Here is a 19,219-nt window from a genome sequence, read left to right as displayed (position 1 = left end):
CCCAGTAAACCTTCCTAATCAACTCCCAGTAAACCTTCCTAATCAACTCCCAGTAAACCTTCCTAATCAACTCCCAGTAAACCTTCCTAATCAACTCCCAGTAAACCTTCCTAATCAACTCCCAGTAAACCTTCCTAATCAACTCCCAGTAGACTTTCCTGAGCAACTCTCAGTAGACTTTCCCGATCAACTCCCTGTAAACTTTCCTGATCAACTCTCAGTAAACTTTCCTGATCAACTCCCAGTAGACTTTCCCGATCAACCTGAGTAGACTTTCCCAGATTTCCTGGCTACCCCTGACCCTAGCGATCGCCGCGACGTAGCTCCACCTACCACAATCGTGGCGGCTACGAGAGAATCCCCAAGTCAGCCAGAGACGAAAATTTAGCCCCTTAACATTCTCAAGAAGAGCGTCAGATTCTCAATAAGGGTGTCTGGTTTTGCCTAGATTCTCTGAAACCCCTGCTATACGGATAAACTAGACTTGCTGAAATTCAAAAAGAGCTAGTCAGCGTTTGCAAGGGTAGTTTGGATCCACTTCTGAGGTGAGCCGGTGCCGAAGCAAAATTGCCATGACCAGGCGAAAATTTGGTCGGCGGATCAGTTCGAGCAGGTGATGGGGGAGCTGAGCCGCTACAGTTAGGCATTCCAGGCCGAGGTACGACACAGCAGAGCATGGGATCGGCAAGACAATGTAAACACTTAATTAAGGCTGATCCGGCTTTAGGACTTTAGCAGTGTAATTCCAGTGTAATTAAGGAGCCAACGAGGAATTTTCCGTACTGGCTTGGGTTACTGACCCCGGTGGGAATTCTTTTAAAGAGAGCCTCAGGGGTTGATCACTCCTGGGCTATTGCTGGCTCTCCCTTGCTCAAATGCCAAAAGAACTTCCCCATGCTGCCATCCGTCTTTGATACCTGCGTCCCTAGGGATGAGATTCGCTCTGGTGACCTCTCTCTCGATCTGTTCGCAGCCAAGCTTCGGCCTGTGGTGGAGGGGAAGGCTCCCCAGATTTACCAGAAACCCGCAGTTTTTCTGGCCAACACCTTTCCGACCGATGGCCTGAAAACCCTGATTACCGAGGTCTTTGGGCGGCTTACCGGACGGTTGATCGGCTCTCCGGTCATTCGGTTAGAGACCAGCTTTGGGGGCGGCAAAACCCACGACGAGATCGCCCTGTGGCACATGGCCAAGCAGGGGCGGCAGATTGAGGGGCTGAACCGCTTTGTGGACGATATTTCGCTAATTCCAGATCGCCCTATCCAGGTGGCGGCAGTGGATGGACGAGATTTAGACCCAGAGGCGGGGGTGTACCACCCCGACACGGGCATCACCACTTACACCCTGTGGGGCGAGATTGCCTACCAAATCGGCGGCATAGACGGCTACCAACTGCTGCGGGGCGCAGACGAAAACCGCATTAGCCCAGGCACCTCGGTGATTGATCGCCTGATTGGCCAAGAACCGACGCTGATTATTCTCGATGAGATTGCTCGTCACCTGCGGGCGGCCAAGGCCAAAACGGTAGGGCAGAGTAACCTAGCCGATCAGGTGGTGGCCTTTTTGTTCTCGCTGATGGATCAGGCGGCCTCCTGCAACAACCTGGTGTTTGTCTACTCTTTGGCCTCAGAGTCTGACACCTTTGCCAAAGAAACGGCGGAGATTCAGCAGGAGCTGATTCGGGCCTCGGCTCGGCAGGAGCGGGTGCTGAGCCCCAGTACCGATATTGAGGTGTACAACATTGTGCGCCAGCGGCTGTTCGCCAGCATCAGCGCCGAGGCGGCGGAGAAAGCCTCTGAGGAGTATCTACAAGCGTTTCGGGCGAGCCGGGTGAACCTGCCCGATGGCTGTAAAGATGCCACCTACGCCAGGGCGATCGCCAACAGCTACCCCTTCCACCCCGAGCTGTTTAATCTGCTGACCAAAAAGATTGCCTCGATCCCCGAGTTCCAGCGCACGCGGGGAGCCCTGCGGCTGTTTGCCCGGCTGGTGCGCTACCTGTGGCAGCACCAGGATGCTCGGATGCCGATGATTCATCCTCACCACTTGCCGGTAGGGCTAGAAGATGAAATTACCAATGATCTGACCTCACGACTCCAGCGGCCCCTGATGCGTCTGCCGATCGGGGCCGATATTTACAACCCCAATGGCCGAGAGGCCCACGCCCAGCTGCAAGACCAGGAATGGATCAGTGCCGGTAAGCCACCGTTTTCCACCTGGGTAGGCCGCACCATTTTCTTGCACTCCCTCCCTCAGGGCATCGCATCAGGCATTCGCCGCACTGAGTTGAATTTGTCACTGCTGACCCCAGGGGTAGACATTAGCTTTGTCGATCGCGCTCTGGAGAGGCTGAGCGGTGTGGCCTGGTACCTGGATGTAGACCCGATCACCTCCGTGGCTCGGTTCAAGGAAGAACCCTCGATTAACAAAATCATTGCCGAGGAGAAAGAGCAGGTCGGTGTCACCGAGGCCAAAGAAGAACTCCGCACCCGGCGCGATACCATCTTTGCCACCAAGTTCTTTCAGCTAGTGACTGGCCCCGAGGGTGCCCACGATGTGGACGATGACCCCAACACCATTGCCCTATGCATCATCGACTTTAACGAGGCGAAGATCGGCAGCTCCACCGACGGCCCGCCAGCGCTGATTGAGCAGATCTTTAACAACACGGGCGAATCGGGCAAGTTTCGCACCTTCCGCAATCGGCTGCTGTTTTTGCTGGCCAATGACCAGGAACTCGACCGGGCGATCGATATCACCCGCGAGTTTAAGGCGGTGCGGGCCATCTTGCGCAGCCAAAACCGGATGGATGACCTCTCCCAAAGCCAGCAGGAGCAGATCAAACAAAAAGAAGGGGAGCTAGATCTGGCGGTGCGGGTGGCCTTGACCAATGCCTACCGCCACCTGTTCTACCCAGCTAACGACTCGGTGAAAGCAGCCAAGGGGTTGATGCATTACCCTTTGCCGGCCCAGGATGCCAGCACCGTCAAAGGCAACCGCAACCAGCAGGATGTGGTGCTCAAGGCGCTGAAGGACTGCGGCAAGGTGCGGGGCGAAGATGCGGCCCCCTACGCGCCCGCCTACCTGCTGCAAAAGGTGTGGCCCACAGGGCTCGACCACTGGACGACCAAGAGCCTGCGGGAGCAGTTTGCCAAGGACTTGGCACTGAACATGCTGCTGGATGCGGAGGTGGCTAAGCTGCGGGACACAATCCGTAAGGGCTTAACCGAAGGCCAGTGGGATCTCAAGATGGGAGAGCAGCTTTACATCAAAACCGATGGGGCAGCGGTGGGAACGCCTACCACCATCGAGTTTTCTGACCGGGCGGAGCTTTACCGACGGGGGCTGCTGAAGCCCCCCGAGCCAAAGGTGGTGGAGCTGAGTGCCCAGCTGCTAGCCGGAGGCGGCGACGAGCGAACGGTGCAGGTGCGCTGGCGGGCCAAGGAGGCGTTGAAGGTTAGTTTGTATAAGGATGGCACCTTGGTGGGCAATCAGTTTTTGCCCTCAGATGAGTACCAGGGGCAGATAGCCAAGACGACTCAGTTTAAGGTGGTGGCCGACTACGGCACAGGGGAAATGGGCGAGGCAGCGCAGACAGTAGTGCTGTACCCAGCGGGGGGCACCGAGTCAACCAATGGAGGTGAAGGCGGTGGAGGGTACGCTGGAACGCTGCCGTTGTTGGACAAACCCACTGAAAAGGACTTTGAGGGCAGTCCCAACAAGATCTTCAATGACTTGGCAGATTGGCTGAGGGATTATCAGCCACAGGCGATCGCAGCTCTAGACTTCTCGGTGAGCGATGTGACGGACTACCGCAAGATGGGCACAACCCTGCCCCTGCTGGCTCGCTACCCAGTTGAAATTCAGCAGTTTGTGACAGTGCAAACAGGGCAGCAGTTTGTACGGCTAGAGTACCAGGGAGATGTGCGGGGGTTCCAGAGCTTCTTCAGCACGCTGAATGGCATGCTGAATCTGCCGGACACCCAGGCCAGTTTGACGCTGACGGTAAGTCTCAAGCTAGATACTCCAATGGCTCCAGAGGGGGCGGAGATCGTGGGGCTTCAGCAGGCGCTGACCCGGAACCCAGTCGATAGGATGAATCTGAGAGTCAGAGTAGAATACGAGACCTGACGTCTTCTTCCCTGTTTGTGGGATTCACGACACCATGCAAGAGTTCCAGCTTCGCGTTGTACCCCTGAACAACAATGACTTTGCCCTGGAACTGTACCAGTGCGCCTACAAAAAGGCGGGGGAAAAGAAGCGCCCGGCGGCCAAGCGAGTAGGGAGGCTAAAGGGCAAGCCGCTGGTGCAGGCGCGGCAGGCGATTTACCAGGCCCTGAAGGCGAATAACTATGACCCCAAGACACTGAGCTACAAGCGACAGGCTCCCTACGTGCTGAGTGAGGCGTCGGGGGTGAATTTGGCGCTGCTGTTTCAGGCGTTGCAGCCGTTGTCGAAGCCGGAGCGAATTGCCAATGTGACGGAGGGCATTGCGGCGATGAGTAACGAGGAGGCCCATTACTGGTTTGGTAAGGTGAGTAATGGGAAGAAGCGTCCGGCCCTGAAGGCGATGCGGGTGCTCTTGGGAGATTAATTGATGCAACTTTCAGATCTCAATCCAGACTGCTTGGCTTTCATCAAGACCGTTCGGTGGGATCGCATTATTGAGAAGCACGAGGGGCCGGAGAACTGGGCCTCTGTGCTGGAGTGATATGACCCAGAATTTATGATGATTGAGGGACGGGCGGTCTTGCTGCCTGTGGAGCGATCGCACCACGACAACATCACGATCCTCCGCACCATCTGGAGCGCCGATGGTAACTCTCTGACGCTATTTTTGAAAGACACCACCTACGGCGATGACTGGTTTATGAGTGGGTATATGGCGGTGTGCGATCGCATGGTTGATCAAGACTTCTACCTGGCTATTCTCTACCATGAGTGGTTCATCATTGAACCGTCCTCAGTGTTGGAAGGCTAATATTTTCAATGGGTAATTTAGATAAGCAGCTTAATCAGGCTATTAAAGATGGCGACGTTAGCACGGTTCAAACAGCCTTGAAACAAGGTGCGTGTGTTGAAGGACGAGCTGATCAGCCCTTTTCTCCGCTTTACAATGCCGTCATCAGTTTCTGTGGTGAGATGGAGCAGCTGCGAATTATCCAGATTCTGCTAGAGCAGGGAGCTGATCCAAATCGCATCGTAGCTACCCATTCAAACTTGGTGATGGCAGTCCGCAGGTGCCAACCGGCTGTCGTCGAGATTTTACTCAGGTATGGAGCTAATACGTCTCACCAGCATAATCTATCAATCGATGGCAGTTTATTGGACTTAGCTCACCATTTAGGACGTTCAGAAATTGCTGAACTTTTATCAAACTGGATGAATCAGGAGACCAACCAGCCCGATTAGAAATAACGGTTCCAGATGATCCAGGACGACATTACCTGTCAAGATGTAGGCCTGCCATAGTTACGAGGACAACCGCGAGGCCATACAAGAAAAACGTTTCATATGGGTACTGAGATTTTTAGCCGCCACTACCTTGCCACAAGAGGGGAAAACACGCTTTCCCCCTAATTTACTAGGCTTCTGCGAGACACCAGAATCTTGGGCAAACTGCTTTGCTAAGCGCGCCACTTCCTGATGATGGTAACGCTCAAGGTGAGAAATAAAACTGCAATTCAAGACATGTTTTTCGCAAAATTGACAGTCTATAGTGCGAGAGACTGCCTTTTCAGCACGATCTTCAGTGCTGTTAGGCTGAGTAAGATTGGCTGTGATGTTGATGCAGCCATAGACTGTTAACGAGTAAAGGTGCCCATAATCGCGCTTTAGGTCTGCCTTGGTAATTCCCATAGCCCTTGCAACCCGTGCCTCTGATATATCGAATAGCAGGCTCCTACTCTCGGTTTTACAGAGGCTATGCAAGATACCCAATAGAATCACTAATTTCTGCTGATCTTGTTTACTGCGGCTGCGGAACAGTGCCAATGCTTGGCGGCGTTGCTTGGCGTCTTGCCAGTAGCGCTGCCAGCATCCGTGTACCTGCCAGGGGTAACCCAGGCTATCGAAGTACACGCAGTCTCCGTTGCCGTTTGTATGGTAGTAAACATGATCGCGGCACCATTGGCAGCGTGTTAAGTAGGTTTCAGCCTTAGATAGATCGATCTGAAGATTGGTATTGCCGTTAGTCTGGTGGCTACCGCAATGGTGCCTACCACCATCAAAATTCCATGGCTGCCAATTGCCAGGTGACATTTCAGATATCAGAATTGGCTGGCTACAGCTACGGCAGAGACGAGGGTAGGCAACCATAAATCAAGAAATCTCTGAGGGGTGAGGATTACGGCTAGATCGGCCTTACTCCTTAAAGCACATGGGCAATAAATTTTGCATAAGCACCTGCCGGGCTAATGTGAAATTTCTGAATGCATCAATGCATCATTTCCACGCTTGAAAGTGAAGATCTGTGACAAACACAACCTACTCATGAACATGGGGTAGGCCGTTGCTTCCAGGTTTAAGGGATCACCACACTTTTTGAAAGAGGAGGTCTGGCAATCATACGGATTAAGTCAGGGCTGGTCTGAAAGGTGGAACAGAAATGATATCCACCCTGTAAGGCTGCAAGCTTGTGGCATTAATGCACTCTCTGGCTGACAGTAAGGCTCAGGGTAACCGGCTTTACTTCATGGAACTGAGCCGTCGGGAGTGCATCGAGTTGCTAGAGAAAATCAGGTGGGGAGGAGAGCCGCAGTGCCCGTACTGCGGCTCTAGACGGGCTTCGCCTATGGATAAGGGGTTGCGCCACCACTGTAACGACTGTTTTACGTCATATAGCGTTACAGTTGGAACAATTTTTCATAAAACTCATGTAGATTTGCAGAAGTGGTTTAGGACGATTGAACTTCTTGCTCAACAGCCTCAAAATATTACTGTTAGAGCCCTAGCGAATACCATAGAGGTTAGCAAAGACACGGCTGCATCCATGCTCAATCGTATCAAGACCCTCAAAAGAGAAGACCCAAATTTTCTCAAAGAGATCTGTTTAGCCTTAGAAAAAAGGAATAACAAAGATAATTAGTCTCTGTTAAATTTTGCTTTTATCTAATCAGCTTTAGCTCTCGATCAGCATCTACCAAGTATATCTAGCCATGAGTCAAGTTATTGAACCAGAAAAGATTAAGATCGGACATCGAAAGATTCCGATATATAAACTAAGTATTCTTTCTTTGGTCATATTTCTAGGTGTATTTTTAATCGTCTTCCTAGTCTGGCTATTCAAAAACGTAACAGATCCAGAACATACTATTAGCGGCTTTGGTACCGCTATAACTTCTGTAGTTGGCATAATTGCTTCTGTTGTCAGCATAAGCCAACTAGGGCTTTCTCAAAGAGCCGCAGATGATGCAGAAAGAAAGGCTAACGAGCAGATTCAAGATAATAAAATTCTGCAAGGCCAGATAAATCAGCTCAATCAAGCTAGCAACGAGTTGATTCAAGATAACAAAACTCTGCAAAGCCAGATAAATCAACTCAATCAGGCTAGCAGTGAAGTAATGGAAGAAATTAAAAAATTGAGGAGAGAGTTAGCTGAGCGTAAAATAGCTGTTTTGAAGCGAGCCAATCAAACCCTTGACGATGATCAAGTTCGAGAGTTGGTCTCTGAGAATTCCGACATAAATCCCGACCAGTTTCTAGTAAGGGTACGGGAATATGAGGCTTATTTAGATTCTTGCGAAAACACAGCCGCTCATCTTGAGAAAAGTGCCAAGCAGCTAATAGCGTTAGCAAAAGAATCAGGCGAAAAAGCAATTCAAAAGCTTGCAAAAAAAGATGCCGTCACCTTGAATGAATTAGGCTTAGACAAGGCAGATCAAAAACATCTCTTTTATACAGATATTTTCTTGTACTTAAGTATTTGGCTGAAAAATAGCATTAGGTTTGATCAAGAAATGCCTTCCATGAAAAGAAATATCAAGGATCGCTCTGTTTATGCCGACGCTCTGGAATATTTAAAGCAAGAACGTATAAGTTGGTTTTCACCAAAAGATCGCGTAGGGCAGGAAATTCTTAGGAAGTATCTAGGTTTGCTAATTAATCAGCTTCGATGATACCTTACCGAACAATCTTATTCCTCAGGTGGAATTGGGCTTCCTACCTGATCCCAGTCAATATTGGCTAAAGCCTCTTGACGAGCCTGATTTAGTTCAATTTCATGTTGATCAACGGCTAACCTAGCTAAATTTTCTTCATTTGTAAGAAGGTTTTGAATTTCCCTCTTGGCCTCCTCAATCTCTTGATAGGCTTGAGTGATCCATGTTGGCTCAGAATGATTCATAGGATAGCGGCTCTCCAACTCTCGCTGAATAACGCTGAGATAGGCAACAGTCTCTACTAGCAAGTTGTTAGTAGTGTTTTGGTTGCTCAGCTGTAGCTGGGCTCTATCTAGCTCTTGAACCACGCTTCCGCTTTAACCTCATGGACAGACCAATGCACCAAAATGCTAAACAAGCAAATCGGCTTTATCCACACCTGTAACTAGGACAAGGGCAGAATGGCAAGGCTACGGGCTAAAGTCAGCTATGGTATCTATGTACTATTTAAGTACACGAGTACTAAAAAGTCAATTCTTTTCGGTGATGATTTGTAAAATTCCACCAAAATGTCATCAATGCGTAGGGAACAACACTTGCGCGAAAGGAAACATAGTCAAGTCTGTTTAACTCAGCTCAATTATTTTTGCTATGCCAGATCAAAAGCCTCAGTCTCGCCCTGCTGTGTTCATCGAGAAGATTTTTCCGGTGACGCTGCTGAATAAGCAGGTGTATTACGAGCATGGGGGCAACCCGTTTAAGGGGCTGCATCGGTGGTATTCGCGCAAGCCGCTGTCGTTTAGTCGGGCGAGTGTGTTGGGCTCGCTGCTGCCAGATACGGTGACGATGGAGGAGTTTGAGTATCTGCTGGGGCTAAACCGGCGGGTGGCGGGGCACCCGGACAGCACGACGAAGCTATATAAGACGCCGCCTAGCCCGGAGCGGATTAAGCAGGTGCATGACCTGTGTGAGCAGACCTGGGGCACGCGCACGCCGACGGTGCTGGATGCGTTTGCGGGGGGGGGCAGCATACCGTTTGAGGCGGTGCGGTATGGGCTGAATGTGCTGGCGAGCGATCTGAACCCGGTGGCGGTGGTGACGATGAAGGCGGCGATGGAGTATCCGCTAAAGTTTGGGCCAGATTTGCAGCATGAGATTGATAAGTGGGTGAAGTGGGTAGGCGATGAGGCGGAAAAGCGGTTAGCGGAGTTTTTTCCGTCGCAGGAGGGGGAGACGGTTCAATATTATCTTTGGGCTCATACTATAACTTGCCCAACATGCGAATCTGTCCTGCCATTAAGTCCTAACTGGTGGCTAAATAAATCTCCTAGTGCAGCAAAGACCGGAAGATGGTGTGCCGCAAAGCCAATTAGCAACAAAGATAATAAATGCATCGATTTTGCCCTAATACAAGGAAAAAAAGGCAAGGGTAAAACTATTCGGTTGAATGATACTGACTATGACCCTACAACAACCGTCACTCTTGGTCGCGGTGTAGGAAAATGCCCTAATTGTGAATCTGTCCTAAGTGATGATGAGATCAAAAAATACTCGTCAACGCATGGCTTAGATTGCCAGATGTATTCTGTTGCATACAAGAAAGGAAAATCAAGCATAGAGTTTAGGCTTCCCAATAAGCTAGATACAGAGGGTTTTGAAAGGTCAAGGGCATTTCTAGATCTAAATTACTCCGGCTATCAAATCAAAAATCTTGTTCCCGAAGAACCAACTAGCATTGGATTAAATGATTCGCCAAGAAATTACGAATACGGACTTCGTCAATACAAGGACTGCTTTAATTCTCGGCAGTTACTTACTCTTATTACTTATTCTGAGATATTACAAGATTTGAAATCAGTAGCCCAGCTTGAATATAAGAAAGAGGAATTTCAAGCAATTATTAGCTATCTCAGCCTCGTTTTAGATCGTTGTGCTGATATGAACTCAAGAATGTCTCGATGGCGTGGTGATCCACTAGTTCCAGCAGGAGCATCTTCTTCTCATTCACTGAACTTGATGTGGAATTATCCAGAGACATCAATATATAAGCTTTGGGATTGGTGCTCGGAAACTGTCGCAGCTGAATACAAAAACCTTTCTTTATTAATAGGTGCTGATTCAGGACTGTCCCTTCTCTCAGATCATCCAAACTCAGACAATGGGAAAATCCTAGTTGAGATGACTTCTGCTGATAGTCTGATAAATATTAAAGATTCTTCTGTCTTTGCAGTTATCACCGATCCGCCTTACTATTCCACCATTCAATACAGTGAACTTTCAGACTACTTCTATGTCTGGCAAAAGCGCGTTCTCGGCGACGTCTTCCCCGAACTCTACCTCTCCGAACTCACCGACAAAGACCGCGAAGCCGTCGCCAACCCCTCCCGCTTCCGCAACATGGGCGAGTCTGCCGAAGAACTCGCCAACCGCGACTACGAAGCCAAAATGGCTCTCGCCTTTGCCGAATACTTCCGCGTCCTCCGCGACGACGGCGTCATGACCGTCCAGTTCAACCACAAAGACTCCGGTGCCTGGGATGTGCTCGCCAAATCCCTCATCGACGCAGGCTTTGAAATCACCGCTAGTTGGGCCGTCAGCACCGAGAACCCGCAAAACCTGCACCAGGCCCAGAAAAACTCTGTCTCCAGCACCGTGCTCCTCGTCTGCCGCAAGCGCGACCCCAACGCCGGTTCCGCCTGGTGGGATGACCTGCGCCCCGAACTCGCCAACCTCGTCGAGCAACGCGCCCCCGAATTTGAAGCCAACGACATCGGCGGCATCGACCTCTACCTCAGCGCCTTTGGCCCCGCCCTCAACGTCTTTAGCCGCGCCTGGCCCGTGCTCGACAGCTCCGGCGTCGAAATGCGCCCCGAAGTCGCCTTTGGGGAAGCTCGTAAGGCGATCGCCAACTACCGCTTCCGCAAACTGCTCGAAGCCGACACCGCCGGGTTCGACCCCCTCACCCAGTGGTACATCCTCGCCTGGGATGCCTTCCGCGCCCGCGAGTTCCCCTTTGATGAAGCGCGACAGCTCGCCCTCGCCGTCGGCGGCTTCAACGTCAGCGACCTGGCCAAAACCCACAAGCTGATCGACTCCGCCAGCGGCACCTGCAAACTGCTCACCCCCCAGCAGCGCCTCAAAAAACGCGCCTTCTCCACCAACCCCGACGACTTTAGCGCGATCGCCCTGGTCGATGGCCTCCACGCCATCATCGCCCTCTACCTCGAAGAACAAAGCATCGACCCCGTCCGCCGCTTCCTCAAAACCACCGGCCTACTCAGCAACGACCTCTTCATGCGCGCCTGGGAAGTGGCCCTCAAGGCGATCCCCCACATCGGCGACGAACGCAAACGCATGGTGGAAGAAAAAGCGCTGGCCGACCTATGGCTAGCGATGGATGAGATTCAGGCCAAGGTGCTCTACGTGCAGCCAGAGCTAGCGTTTGAAGAAGGGCAACAAGCGTTGAACCTAGGTGTTTAATTCTCAAGAAATATTATTCTTTCCCGGCAGACTGAAAACGCTAGCGTATCAAGGATGTAGGGAACTATAGGGTAGTACAGGGCATCTAGGCATCTCTCCTATGGCTGTAATGATTCCAGAAGCTCCTGCTGATTTTAATAACAGCCAGGGTGAGCTAGATGTCTTTGAGGCTCTTAAAAGCCTGGATGATAGGTGCTATGTCTTTCATTCTTTACGGTGGCTTAGCAATCCCAAATATGGTCGCAAGAAGCCCCAAGGAGAAGCCGATTTCGCGATCTTTGACCCCCAGCGTGGACTACTCATTATTGAAGTCAAGTCTGGGCTAATCCGGTTTGAGGCTGGTAGCTGGTATCAGACTAATCGGGCAACAGGGGTCGAAAAGCTCATGAAAGACCCAGAGCAACAGGCCTCTAGTACGAAATTTGAGCTCCTGCCGCTCTTCAAAAACTCACTTCCACCTGCTGAAAATTGCCTAATTGGTACTGCGGTGTGGTTTCCGTCAGGAACCTTTCCTAAACAGCCCCTACCGCTCAACCTACATTCAGATATTGTCCTAGATGAGGAGTCGCTCAACTCCCCGAAGGCGTCTATCTCAGCAGTCTTTGATTACTGGCGACAGAAATTTAGCCATCATCTGTCTCCGAGAGGGCAGGAGAGAGTTATCAGCATTTTGGCTCCTACCTTCAAGGTCATTCCCTCTCTGAAAGCCGGTTTTGCCAAACGCGCTCAGCAGTTTATTCAAATGACTCGCCAGCAGGCTAGCATCATTGATTTCTTAGACGAGCAAGAAGTTGCCGTCATTAGCGGTACTGCTGGCACTGGTAAAACCGTTGTGGCGCTAGAAAAAGCTCGTAGACTGTCAGAGTTTGGTGAAAACGTTCTATTCCTCTGCTATAACAGCGCTCTCCGCAATTTTCTCAAGCAGGAGCATCACCTACCTAGTGTAGACTTCCACACATTCCATAGTGTTGCCAGGAAGTTGGTCGGAGATGCCCCAACTTTCGACCTGATGGCAGAAAGGTTTCTAGAGCATCTTTCTAACCCCACAGAATTTTGGCCATACCAGCATGTCATCATCGATGAAGGGCAAGATTTTTCAGATGAATGGCTAGGATGGCTGACAGAGCGCACGGACGGCTGTAAATATATCTTTTATGATAAGAAGCAGCTCATCTTTAGAGATACGTTGCCTAACTGGGTTGTGAATGCCGAATGTCGCCTAGTACTAACCAAAAACTGTCGGAATACCCTTCAAATTTCAAGAACGGCCTATCGCTTCGCCAACCTTTTTCCTGGTAAACCTGGCGAACTAGTTACCGGTTTCCCTACTAGGCTTCATGACTGTGGCAATTCAGTAGACGTTGGCAAACGCATCAAGCGCATCGTTGGGGAATTATTGAACCAAGATGCGGTACAACCAGAGGATATTGCCATTCTTACAATGAGCACCGTAGAAAACTCCCTGCTTGCGGATCTGCACTCCATCCACTCTATACCTCTAGTCGAATCCTTTGAAAAAGGAAAAATCTGCTTTACAACTGTCCGCAAATTCAAGGGTTTGGAAGCGCGAGTAATCTTTATTGTTGATCTCGCCTTGGCAGATTTTGCTGAACCAAACTTTTCACAAAGGCTGTATGTAGGTTGCTCAAGGGCTAGAGATGAACTCCACCTTTTTGTAGAGGGATGTGATGACGTGAGCATAAAGTTAGCGCTAGAAGCAATTCAGCCTGGTACAAAGCTTGTTCCCAACCGAAAAAATCTTTCAAAACTACTCGATGCCGAATGGCATAAGGAGCATTATAATGTTGCGATCTGAAGCAATTGACAAAGCCCGTGAATTTGACCTGATCAAAAAACATAACCACGTCACCAAAGTCGAAGAATTAATCGAAAAGAACTTTGTTAATTACTTCGAAACAATTCTAGAGAGGGTAAAAGATGCAAAAAGTGCCCAAGATTTGGCTGCTGCATGGAACTCCAAGTCTACTAGTATAGATAAAAGCAAGTGCATTAGCTCTCTATTTGCCCAGAAAATTGAAGACTATGAGAAAGAAGCAGAAAAGTATCGCTCAACTTTTGACGAGGAAGCGCTTGACGAATTCATGTTTGACGAGAATGCATTTAAGGGCTTCTTGACGAAGGAGTGTCCCGTTATTATGCATTCTTTTTATGCTAAGTCGGAGGAGCTGAGAGAATGGCAAATTTCATATGCTAAAACAGCTTCCAGTGATCTGCTAGGAATTTTTAGTAATCTTGTCCAATTCGTAAATGAGTATGCCAATTCTTATGTAGAGGCAGATTATTCACAATATTCTGAATCAGATGAATTCAATTTTAATCAGATAGAAGATGAAAATTTTGGAATCGTAGGAGTCATTGGAATGGGAATCAAGTCCTTTGTGACTTATTACCTGCATCCCAATATTTTCCCAAAGAGAGGAAAGATGGATCTATTTGGACTTTATTTTTTGACTGATAGATCATTCCTTAGTCTGCCAACTAAGACATCGGAATTTATCATGGTTAACGATAAGGCTCATAGTAATGAGGGGGTTTATAAGATTGACCAGAACTATTGGTACCCCTATGGCTTATTCTCGGCATACGCCATGAAGCTATACAGAAAAATTTCCGAATACTGTGAAAAGCACGGTGCCCCTCTTGACCCTCATTACCGATATGTTTACGTCAACACGTTTCTCGAAGGAATTGCTCATTGTCACAAAGAAGATATACAAACCCTGACGAAAAGTAGTAATCCGAAGTACGCTACGAGTCATATCTAATGCGTAATAAACAAACAATCCTTGAACAATACTTTCCTGGCTACGAATTTAGAGATGTTCAGGCCTCGGCGATCGATAAAGTAATCTCTAGCCAGAGTACTCTATGCCTTATGCCAACAGGAGGCGGTAAGTCGCTTATTTTTCAGGTAGCTGGGCTGTTGCTAGACAAAGTCACCATTGTCGTGTCTCCACTGATTGCATTAATGGAGCAGCAGACGATGAGGCTCAAGGAGCAGGGAATTGGAGCAATATGTCTGAGTGGTCTTGGTAGTCAAGATTTTTATAATCTCTTGCGAGACTTTTCATTTACAGAAGGCGGTAAATTTATTTTTATGTCGCCAGAGAAGGCTGCATTTGATGGATATATCGAATATTTACTGAAGCATAATCGCGATCATGTTGGCCTAATTGTTTTAGACGAAGCTCATTGTGTTTCTCAATGGGGACATAGCTTCCGCCCTGCATATAAGGTAGTGCCTCACTTTTTAGATCGCACCTTTGGGGCATTTAACTGGCCTAAAGTTCTGGCTTTGACTGCGACTCTCAACCCTCGAGACCGAGAGGAAGTTTGTAGAGACTTCCGTATTGCTCCCGAAGATATTGTTGAAAGTCCATCCTTGCTTCGCGATAACTTAAAACTCACTGTTGAAACGCTTACAGATGAAGCTGCCAAGAAAATCCGATTAAAGGAACTTCTCTACAAGTTCAGGATAAATCAGGAGGGGAAGCCTAATAAAATCATCGTTTATACTCACCGCAAATCAGGTAAATATGGCACGAGAGCCTTCTCTAAGGAATATCAGGATGAAGGGTGGAGCTGTGATCACTTCGATTCTGATTTGCCTGACAACCGAAAAGATGAAGTTTTAAGAGGTTTCGAGATAGGGAAAATCGACATCATCTTTGCGACTAATGCCTTTGGTATGGGTATAGACATTCCCGACATTCGATGTGTCATCCACTATCTGATTCCTGAGTCTATTGAGCAATACTATCAAGAGGTGGGTCGTGCAGGGCGAGATGGATGTCCTTCTTTTGGGCACCTATTGTATTCAGAAAGAAACATCAGTGTCCGCCAAGACATGCTCAAATCTAGCTTCCCAAATTTCGAAGAGGTTCAGAATGCTTGCCTCTCATCGCCACTAGCAATTCAGGGTGGGAAACCCATCAGTTCACTTTCTCCATTGCTAGATTTCCCTGAAAAATCATCTCTTACGATGATTTTCTACGAGCTAGTTGAACGAGGATTTCTCAAAGTATTAGTTAAAGGGATGCGTAGAATTGCCTGCTTCACGACATATCAAAATGCTGATTTTCCTGAATTTAATAGATTCAAGCAAGCATCTAAGACAGAGCAGGTGCTTCTCGTCGCTCACAAATTAGGACAGTCACTACCTTCGGTTATAGACAAACTCTATGAAGCTTTTACCCAACGTCAGCTTAGATTAACCAGTGCTCCTGAAAAGGTGATTTTCTACGAGTATCCTAAACAACCAAGCGAGGATGAAATTAAGGAGATCACCCAAGGCTTTGATGAAAAAAGACAATCAAAGCTGGAAGCTTTTCAACAGTTAGTAGATTTGGTAGAGACGAATTCAGATCCGACAGCGGCGATTTGCAAACACCTGGGCATCCAGATAGAGTCCCAAAGCTCTTGAAGTCTTGTTTATTCCAACTTCAGTTAAACCATGCCGCAGCCCCTGAAGACCTACAACTGGAAAATCAGCTATGCCAGCGACACCAGCAATCCCGTCGCCGACTTCTACATCCCCGCCCTCGAACGTTCTACCCAGTACGATCGCAAATCCGGCTTCTTCAACAGCGCTATCCTCAGCCAGGTTGCCGGAGGGCTAGGGGCCTTCCTCCACAACGAGGGCCGCATCCGCCTGATCATGAGCTGCCACCTCAGCAAAACCGACCTCCAGGCCATCCAGCAGGGCTACACCCTCCGCGATGCCGTCGCCACCCGCCTCGATGCCAACCTCACCCCACCCACCAACTTTGCCCAGCTCAAACGCCTCGAAATCCTCAGCTGGCTAATTCAGAGCGATCGCCTCGACATCCGCATCGCCATTCCCCTGCGCCACGACGGTCAGCCCCTCGAGCCTGACGAGGCCATCGACACCCACTACATCTATCACGAGAAAGTTTGCCTCTTCACCGACGCCGACGGCAACCAGATCGCCACCACCGGCTCTAACAACGAGTCCAGCGGCGGCTGGAACTTTAACGTCGAATCCTTCCACGTCTTCTGCTCCTGGGAGGGCGATCGCGACCTGGCCCGCGTACAGGAAGAAACGCTGCGGTTCGAGCAGCACTGGCATAACCAAATCCCCAGTGTGCGCGTATTTGAAGTGCCTGAAGCCGTCAAGCGCAAGCTGATCCGCTACGCTCCACCCCAAAAGCCTATTTGGAAAGCTGACGACGAGTTTAATCAGCGCCCCCTCACCCGGCAAGAGCGTGAACAGCTAGAAATACCTGCCCCAGCGCCCATTCAGGAAGATGAGGCAGAGGCCCAGATTGATGAGGCAACCCTAGCTAGGGAACGGGAGATGTTTCGGGCGATCGCCAACATCCACCAAGACCCCGGCTGCCTCAGCGCTTGCCTCAGATCCATCCCCATTCAGCCCTGGCCCCACCAGATCAAAATCCTCAAACGCGCCGCCGCCGAGTTCCCCCGCAGCTTCCTGATCGCCGATGAAGTGGGTCTGGGCAAAACCATCGAGACCGGGTTAATCCTTCGCTACCTGCTGGTCTCCCAAAAGGTCAAGCGCGTCCTGGTGCTGGCCCCCGCCAGCGTCCAGCCTCAATGGCATGAAGAACTGCGCGAAAAGTTCAACCTCCACTTCTGGAGCTACACCCAGGGCGAGTTCAAAGACCCCTACGGCCACACCACCCCGCCCACCGGCAACCCCTGGAATAGCCAAAACCTGATCCTCGCCTCCAGCCACCTGGTACGTCGTAAAGAGCGGATGCAAGACCTGCTCGATGCCGAGCCCTGGGATCTGGTCATCCTCGACGAGGCTCACCACGCCCGCCGTAAATCGCCCCAGGCCCGCAAAGACACCCCCAACCGCCTGCTGCAACTGCTAGAGCAACTGCGTGAGAGAACCAAAGCACTGATTTTGCTCTCGGCTACGCCGATGCAAATTGACCCCATCGAAGTCTTTGACCTGCTGCATGTGCTGGGACTACAGGGCCACTGGGCCTACGGCGACACCTTCTGCGACTACTTTGCGTCACTGGATAGCAAACCCGATCGCCACCTGCTGAACTTTTGGCAAACGATGTCTGCCGACTACTTTGCCCGTGGCGGCCAGCCCTGCCCCCGGCTCCAGCAGCACCTCAGTCAGCAAGACCGGATGCTAGCCAGCACAGTGGAAGATGCTTGGCGGGGGCGGCTGAAAATAACCATCAACGATCGCACCTACCTGCAAGACGAAGCCTTTATCGCCGCCTCTCTCCAATTCCTCTCCACCAACACCCCCCTCAAAGACATGATGTTCCGCCACACACGGGACACCTTGCGGGAGTACTACCGCCTTGGCCTACTAGAAAAAGATGTCCCCCGCCGCGAAGTGTGCGACAACGCCATCACCCTCGAACCCACCCGCGAAGCCGACCTCTACCGCCAGGTCAGCGACTACGTGCGCCACTTCTACCGCCTGGCCCAAAAGGAACAGCGCAAAGCCCTGGGCTTTTTGATGACCCTGTACCGCAAACGGTTAACCAGCTCCTTCTATGCCATTCAGCAGTCGCTCCAGCGGCGGCTCGACTCGCTGCTTACCCAGCAAGGCAGCGGCCTCACCGCCGATGACCTGGCGGATCTGGACGATGCTGATGATGCGGTGATCGAAGGGCTAGAGGGTTATATGGAGCCCGTAGACCCCAGAGAGATCGAGCACCTGGAAGCCCTACTGCGACAGTTTGAGAACACCGGGGAAGACACCAAGCTGGCCCACTTCATCGCCACCCTGCGGCAGGAGCTGGTGAACCGGGAAAGTGCGATCGCCTTCACCCAGTACACCGACACCATGGACTTTCTGCGCGAGCAGTTGCGAGAACTCTACGGCAACCAGGTGGCCTGCTACTCTGGGCGCGGCGGCGAACTGTGGCGCGAGGGTCAGTGGGCGATCGTGCCCAAAGAACTCATCAAAACCCGATTCCGCGATGGCGAGATCAAGATTCTACTCTGTACCGAATCCGCCAGCGAGGGTCTGAACCTGCAAACCTGCGGGGTGCTGTTTAACTACGACCTGCCCTGGAACCCCATGCGGGTAGAGCAGCGCATTGGCCGCATTGACCGCATTGGCCAGCGGTATCCTACCGTCACCATCCACAACTTCTATTACGACGGTACGGTGGAAGCAAAGGTGTATAAGAAATTGCGCGATCGCATTGGGGCCTTTGAATCTGTCGTCGGCAACCTCCAGCCTATTCTGGCCCAGGTGCCCACCTTCATCGAACGGGCCACTATGAGCGTCGATGAAGAAGAGGAAGATGTCTTGCTCTCTGAGTTCGATACCGCTCTATCGGCTCCGCCCCAGCGCCCCGCCCTCGATGACATGGTAAAGCGCGATGTGGAGGCCGACCTACAAGAGATTCAGCGACCGCTGCCGCCTACCGCCATTACTCCGGAGGTTGTGGAGACGACATTTACCCAGTCGAACTTCCTCAAAACAAAAGGAATTCACTTTACCCAAGCAGAGCAAGACGTGTGGCAACTGAGTTACAAGGAGAAAACCTACCGGGTCACGTTCCAGCCAAAGGTCTTTGAAGAAACCCCCTCTCTACGACTGCTGCTCTGGGGAGACCCCCTATTTGAGGAAATAATTAAAGTAGGGTAAGAGCTGC

12 protein-coding genes and 1 pseudogene are annotated in these 19,219 nt (G+C 50.5%); 11 read left to right on the top strand and 2 right to left on the bottom strand.

The window, feature by feature from the left end; genetic code table 11:
* Nucleotides 1-894 precede the first annotated feature (894 nt).
* The 4 genes and pseudogenes from ACQ4N7_RS25390 (at nucleotide 895) to ACQ4N7_RS25375 (ending at nucleotide 5,412) form a co-directional block, all read left to right on the top strand.
* The gene (locus ACQ4N7_RS25390; RefSeq protein ID WP_430714234.1) at nucleotides 895-4,131 is read left to right on the top strand and encodes an ATP-binding protein; all 3,237 of its coding nucleotides are present in this window, start codon (nucleotides 895-897) and stop codon (nucleotides 4,129-4,131) included.
* 34 nt (nucleotides 4,132-4,165) lie between these two features.
* Nucleotides 4,166-4,594, top strand: coding sequence for a DUF7680 family protein (locus ACQ4N7_RS25385; RefSeq protein WP_430714233.1), 429 nt, complete (start codon nucleotides 4,166-4,168; stop codon nucleotides 4,592-4,594).
* Between the two features lie 3 nt (nucleotides 4,595-4,597).
* A pseudogene (locus ACQ4N7_RS25380) lies at nucleotides 4,598-4,981 on the top strand (hypothetical protein).
* A gap of 8 nt (nucleotides 4,982-4,989) precedes the next feature.
* Complete coding sequence (locus ACQ4N7_RS25375) at nucleotides 4,990-5,412, top strand: ankyrin repeat domain-containing protein (protein ID WP_430714232.1); 423 nt, start codon at nucleotides 4,990-4,992, stop codon at nucleotides 5,410-5,412.
* 60 nt (nucleotides 5,413-5,472) lie between these two features.
* Here the strand turns inward: ACQ4N7_RS25375 and ACQ4N7_RS25370 are convergent, their stop codons facing one another.
* Complete coding sequence (locus tag ACQ4N7_RS25370; protein ID WP_430714231.1) at nucleotides 5,473-6,318, bottom strand: hypothetical protein; 846 nt, start codon at nucleotides 6,316-6,318, stop codon at nucleotides 5,473-5,475.
* Nucleotides 6,319-6,646: 328 nt separating this feature from the next.
* On the opposite strand from ACQ4N7_RS25370, the gene ACQ4N7_RS25365 reads away from it, so the two are divergent.
* Both ACQ4N7_RS25365 and ACQ4N7_RS25360 read left to right on the top strand, forming a co-directional pair.
* Nucleotides 6,647-7,087, top strand: coding sequence for a transposase (locus ACQ4N7_RS25365; RefSeq protein WP_430714236.1), 441 nt, complete (start codon nucleotides 6,647-6,649; stop codon nucleotides 7,085-7,087).
* 70 nt (nucleotides 7,088-7,157) lie between these two features.
* A complete protein-coding gene (locus tag ACQ4N7_RS25360) occupies nucleotides 7,158-8,117 on the top strand; it encodes a hypothetical protein (protein WP_430714230.1) in 960 nt (319 codons plus the stop codon).
* A gap of 17 nt (nucleotides 8,118-8,134) precedes the next feature.
* Here ACQ4N7_RS25360 and ACQ4N7_RS25355 read toward each other — a convergent pair whose 3' ends face one another.
* Nucleotides 8,135-8,344 carry a hypothetical protein gene (locus tag ACQ4N7_RS25355; RefSeq protein ID WP_430714229.1) on the bottom strand — a complete coding sequence of 70 codons (210 nt, stop codon included), beginning with the start codon at nucleotides 8,342-8,344 and terminating at the stop codon, nucleotides 8,135-8,137.
* Between the two features lie 406 nt (nucleotides 8,345-8,750).
* Between ACQ4N7_RS25355 and ACQ4N7_RS25350 the strand changes: the two genes are divergently transcribed.
* The 5 genes from ACQ4N7_RS25350 to ACQ4N7_RS25330 all read left to right on the top strand — a co-directional run bounded on the left by ACQ4N7_RS25350 (nucleotide 8,751) and on the right by ACQ4N7_RS25330 (nucleotide 19,212).
* Complete coding sequence (locus ACQ4N7_RS25350; RefSeq protein WP_430714228.1) at nucleotides 8,751-11,579, top strand: DUF1156 domain-containing protein; 2,829 nt, start codon at nucleotides 8,751-8,753, stop codon at nucleotides 11,577-11,579.
* A 100-nt stretch (nucleotides 11,580-11,679) separates the two neighbouring features.
* Entirely contained in the window at nucleotides 11,680-13,395 is a 1,716-nt protein-coding gene (locus ACQ4N7_RS25345) for an ATP-binding domain-containing protein (RefSeq protein ID WP_430714227.1), read from the top strand.
* Entirely contained in the window at nucleotides 13,382-14,365 is a 984-nt protein-coding gene (locus ACQ4N7_RS25340) for a hypothetical protein (protein WP_430714226.1), read from the top strand. The genes ACQ4N7_RS25345 and ACQ4N7_RS25340 overlap by 14 nt, the downstream gene beginning before the upstream one ends.
* Nucleotides 14,365-16,023, top strand: a complete 1,659-nt coding sequence (locus tag ACQ4N7_RS25335) for a RecQ family ATP-dependent DNA helicase (protein WP_430714225.1) — start codon at nucleotides 14,365-14,367, stop codon at nucleotides 16,021-16,023. Before ACQ4N7_RS25340 ends, ACQ4N7_RS25335 begins: the two co-directional genes overlap by 1 nt.
* A 30-nt stretch (nucleotides 16,024-16,053) precedes the next feature.
* Nucleotides 16,054-19,212, top strand: a complete 3,159-nt coding sequence (locus ACQ4N7_RS25330) for a helicase-related protein (protein ID WP_430714224.1) — start codon at nucleotides 16,054-16,056, stop codon at nucleotides 19,210-19,212.
* The last annotated feature ends 7 nt before the right edge of the window (nucleotides 19,213-19,219 follow it).

Origin of the sequence: Nodosilinea sp. AN01ver1, assembly GCF_050565655.1 — a bacterium.
Lineage (GTDB): Bacteria > Cyanobacteriota > Cyanobacteriia > Phormidesmidales > Phormidesmidaceae > Nodosilinea.
This window is presented reverse-complemented; position numbering and strand designations above follow the sequence as displayed.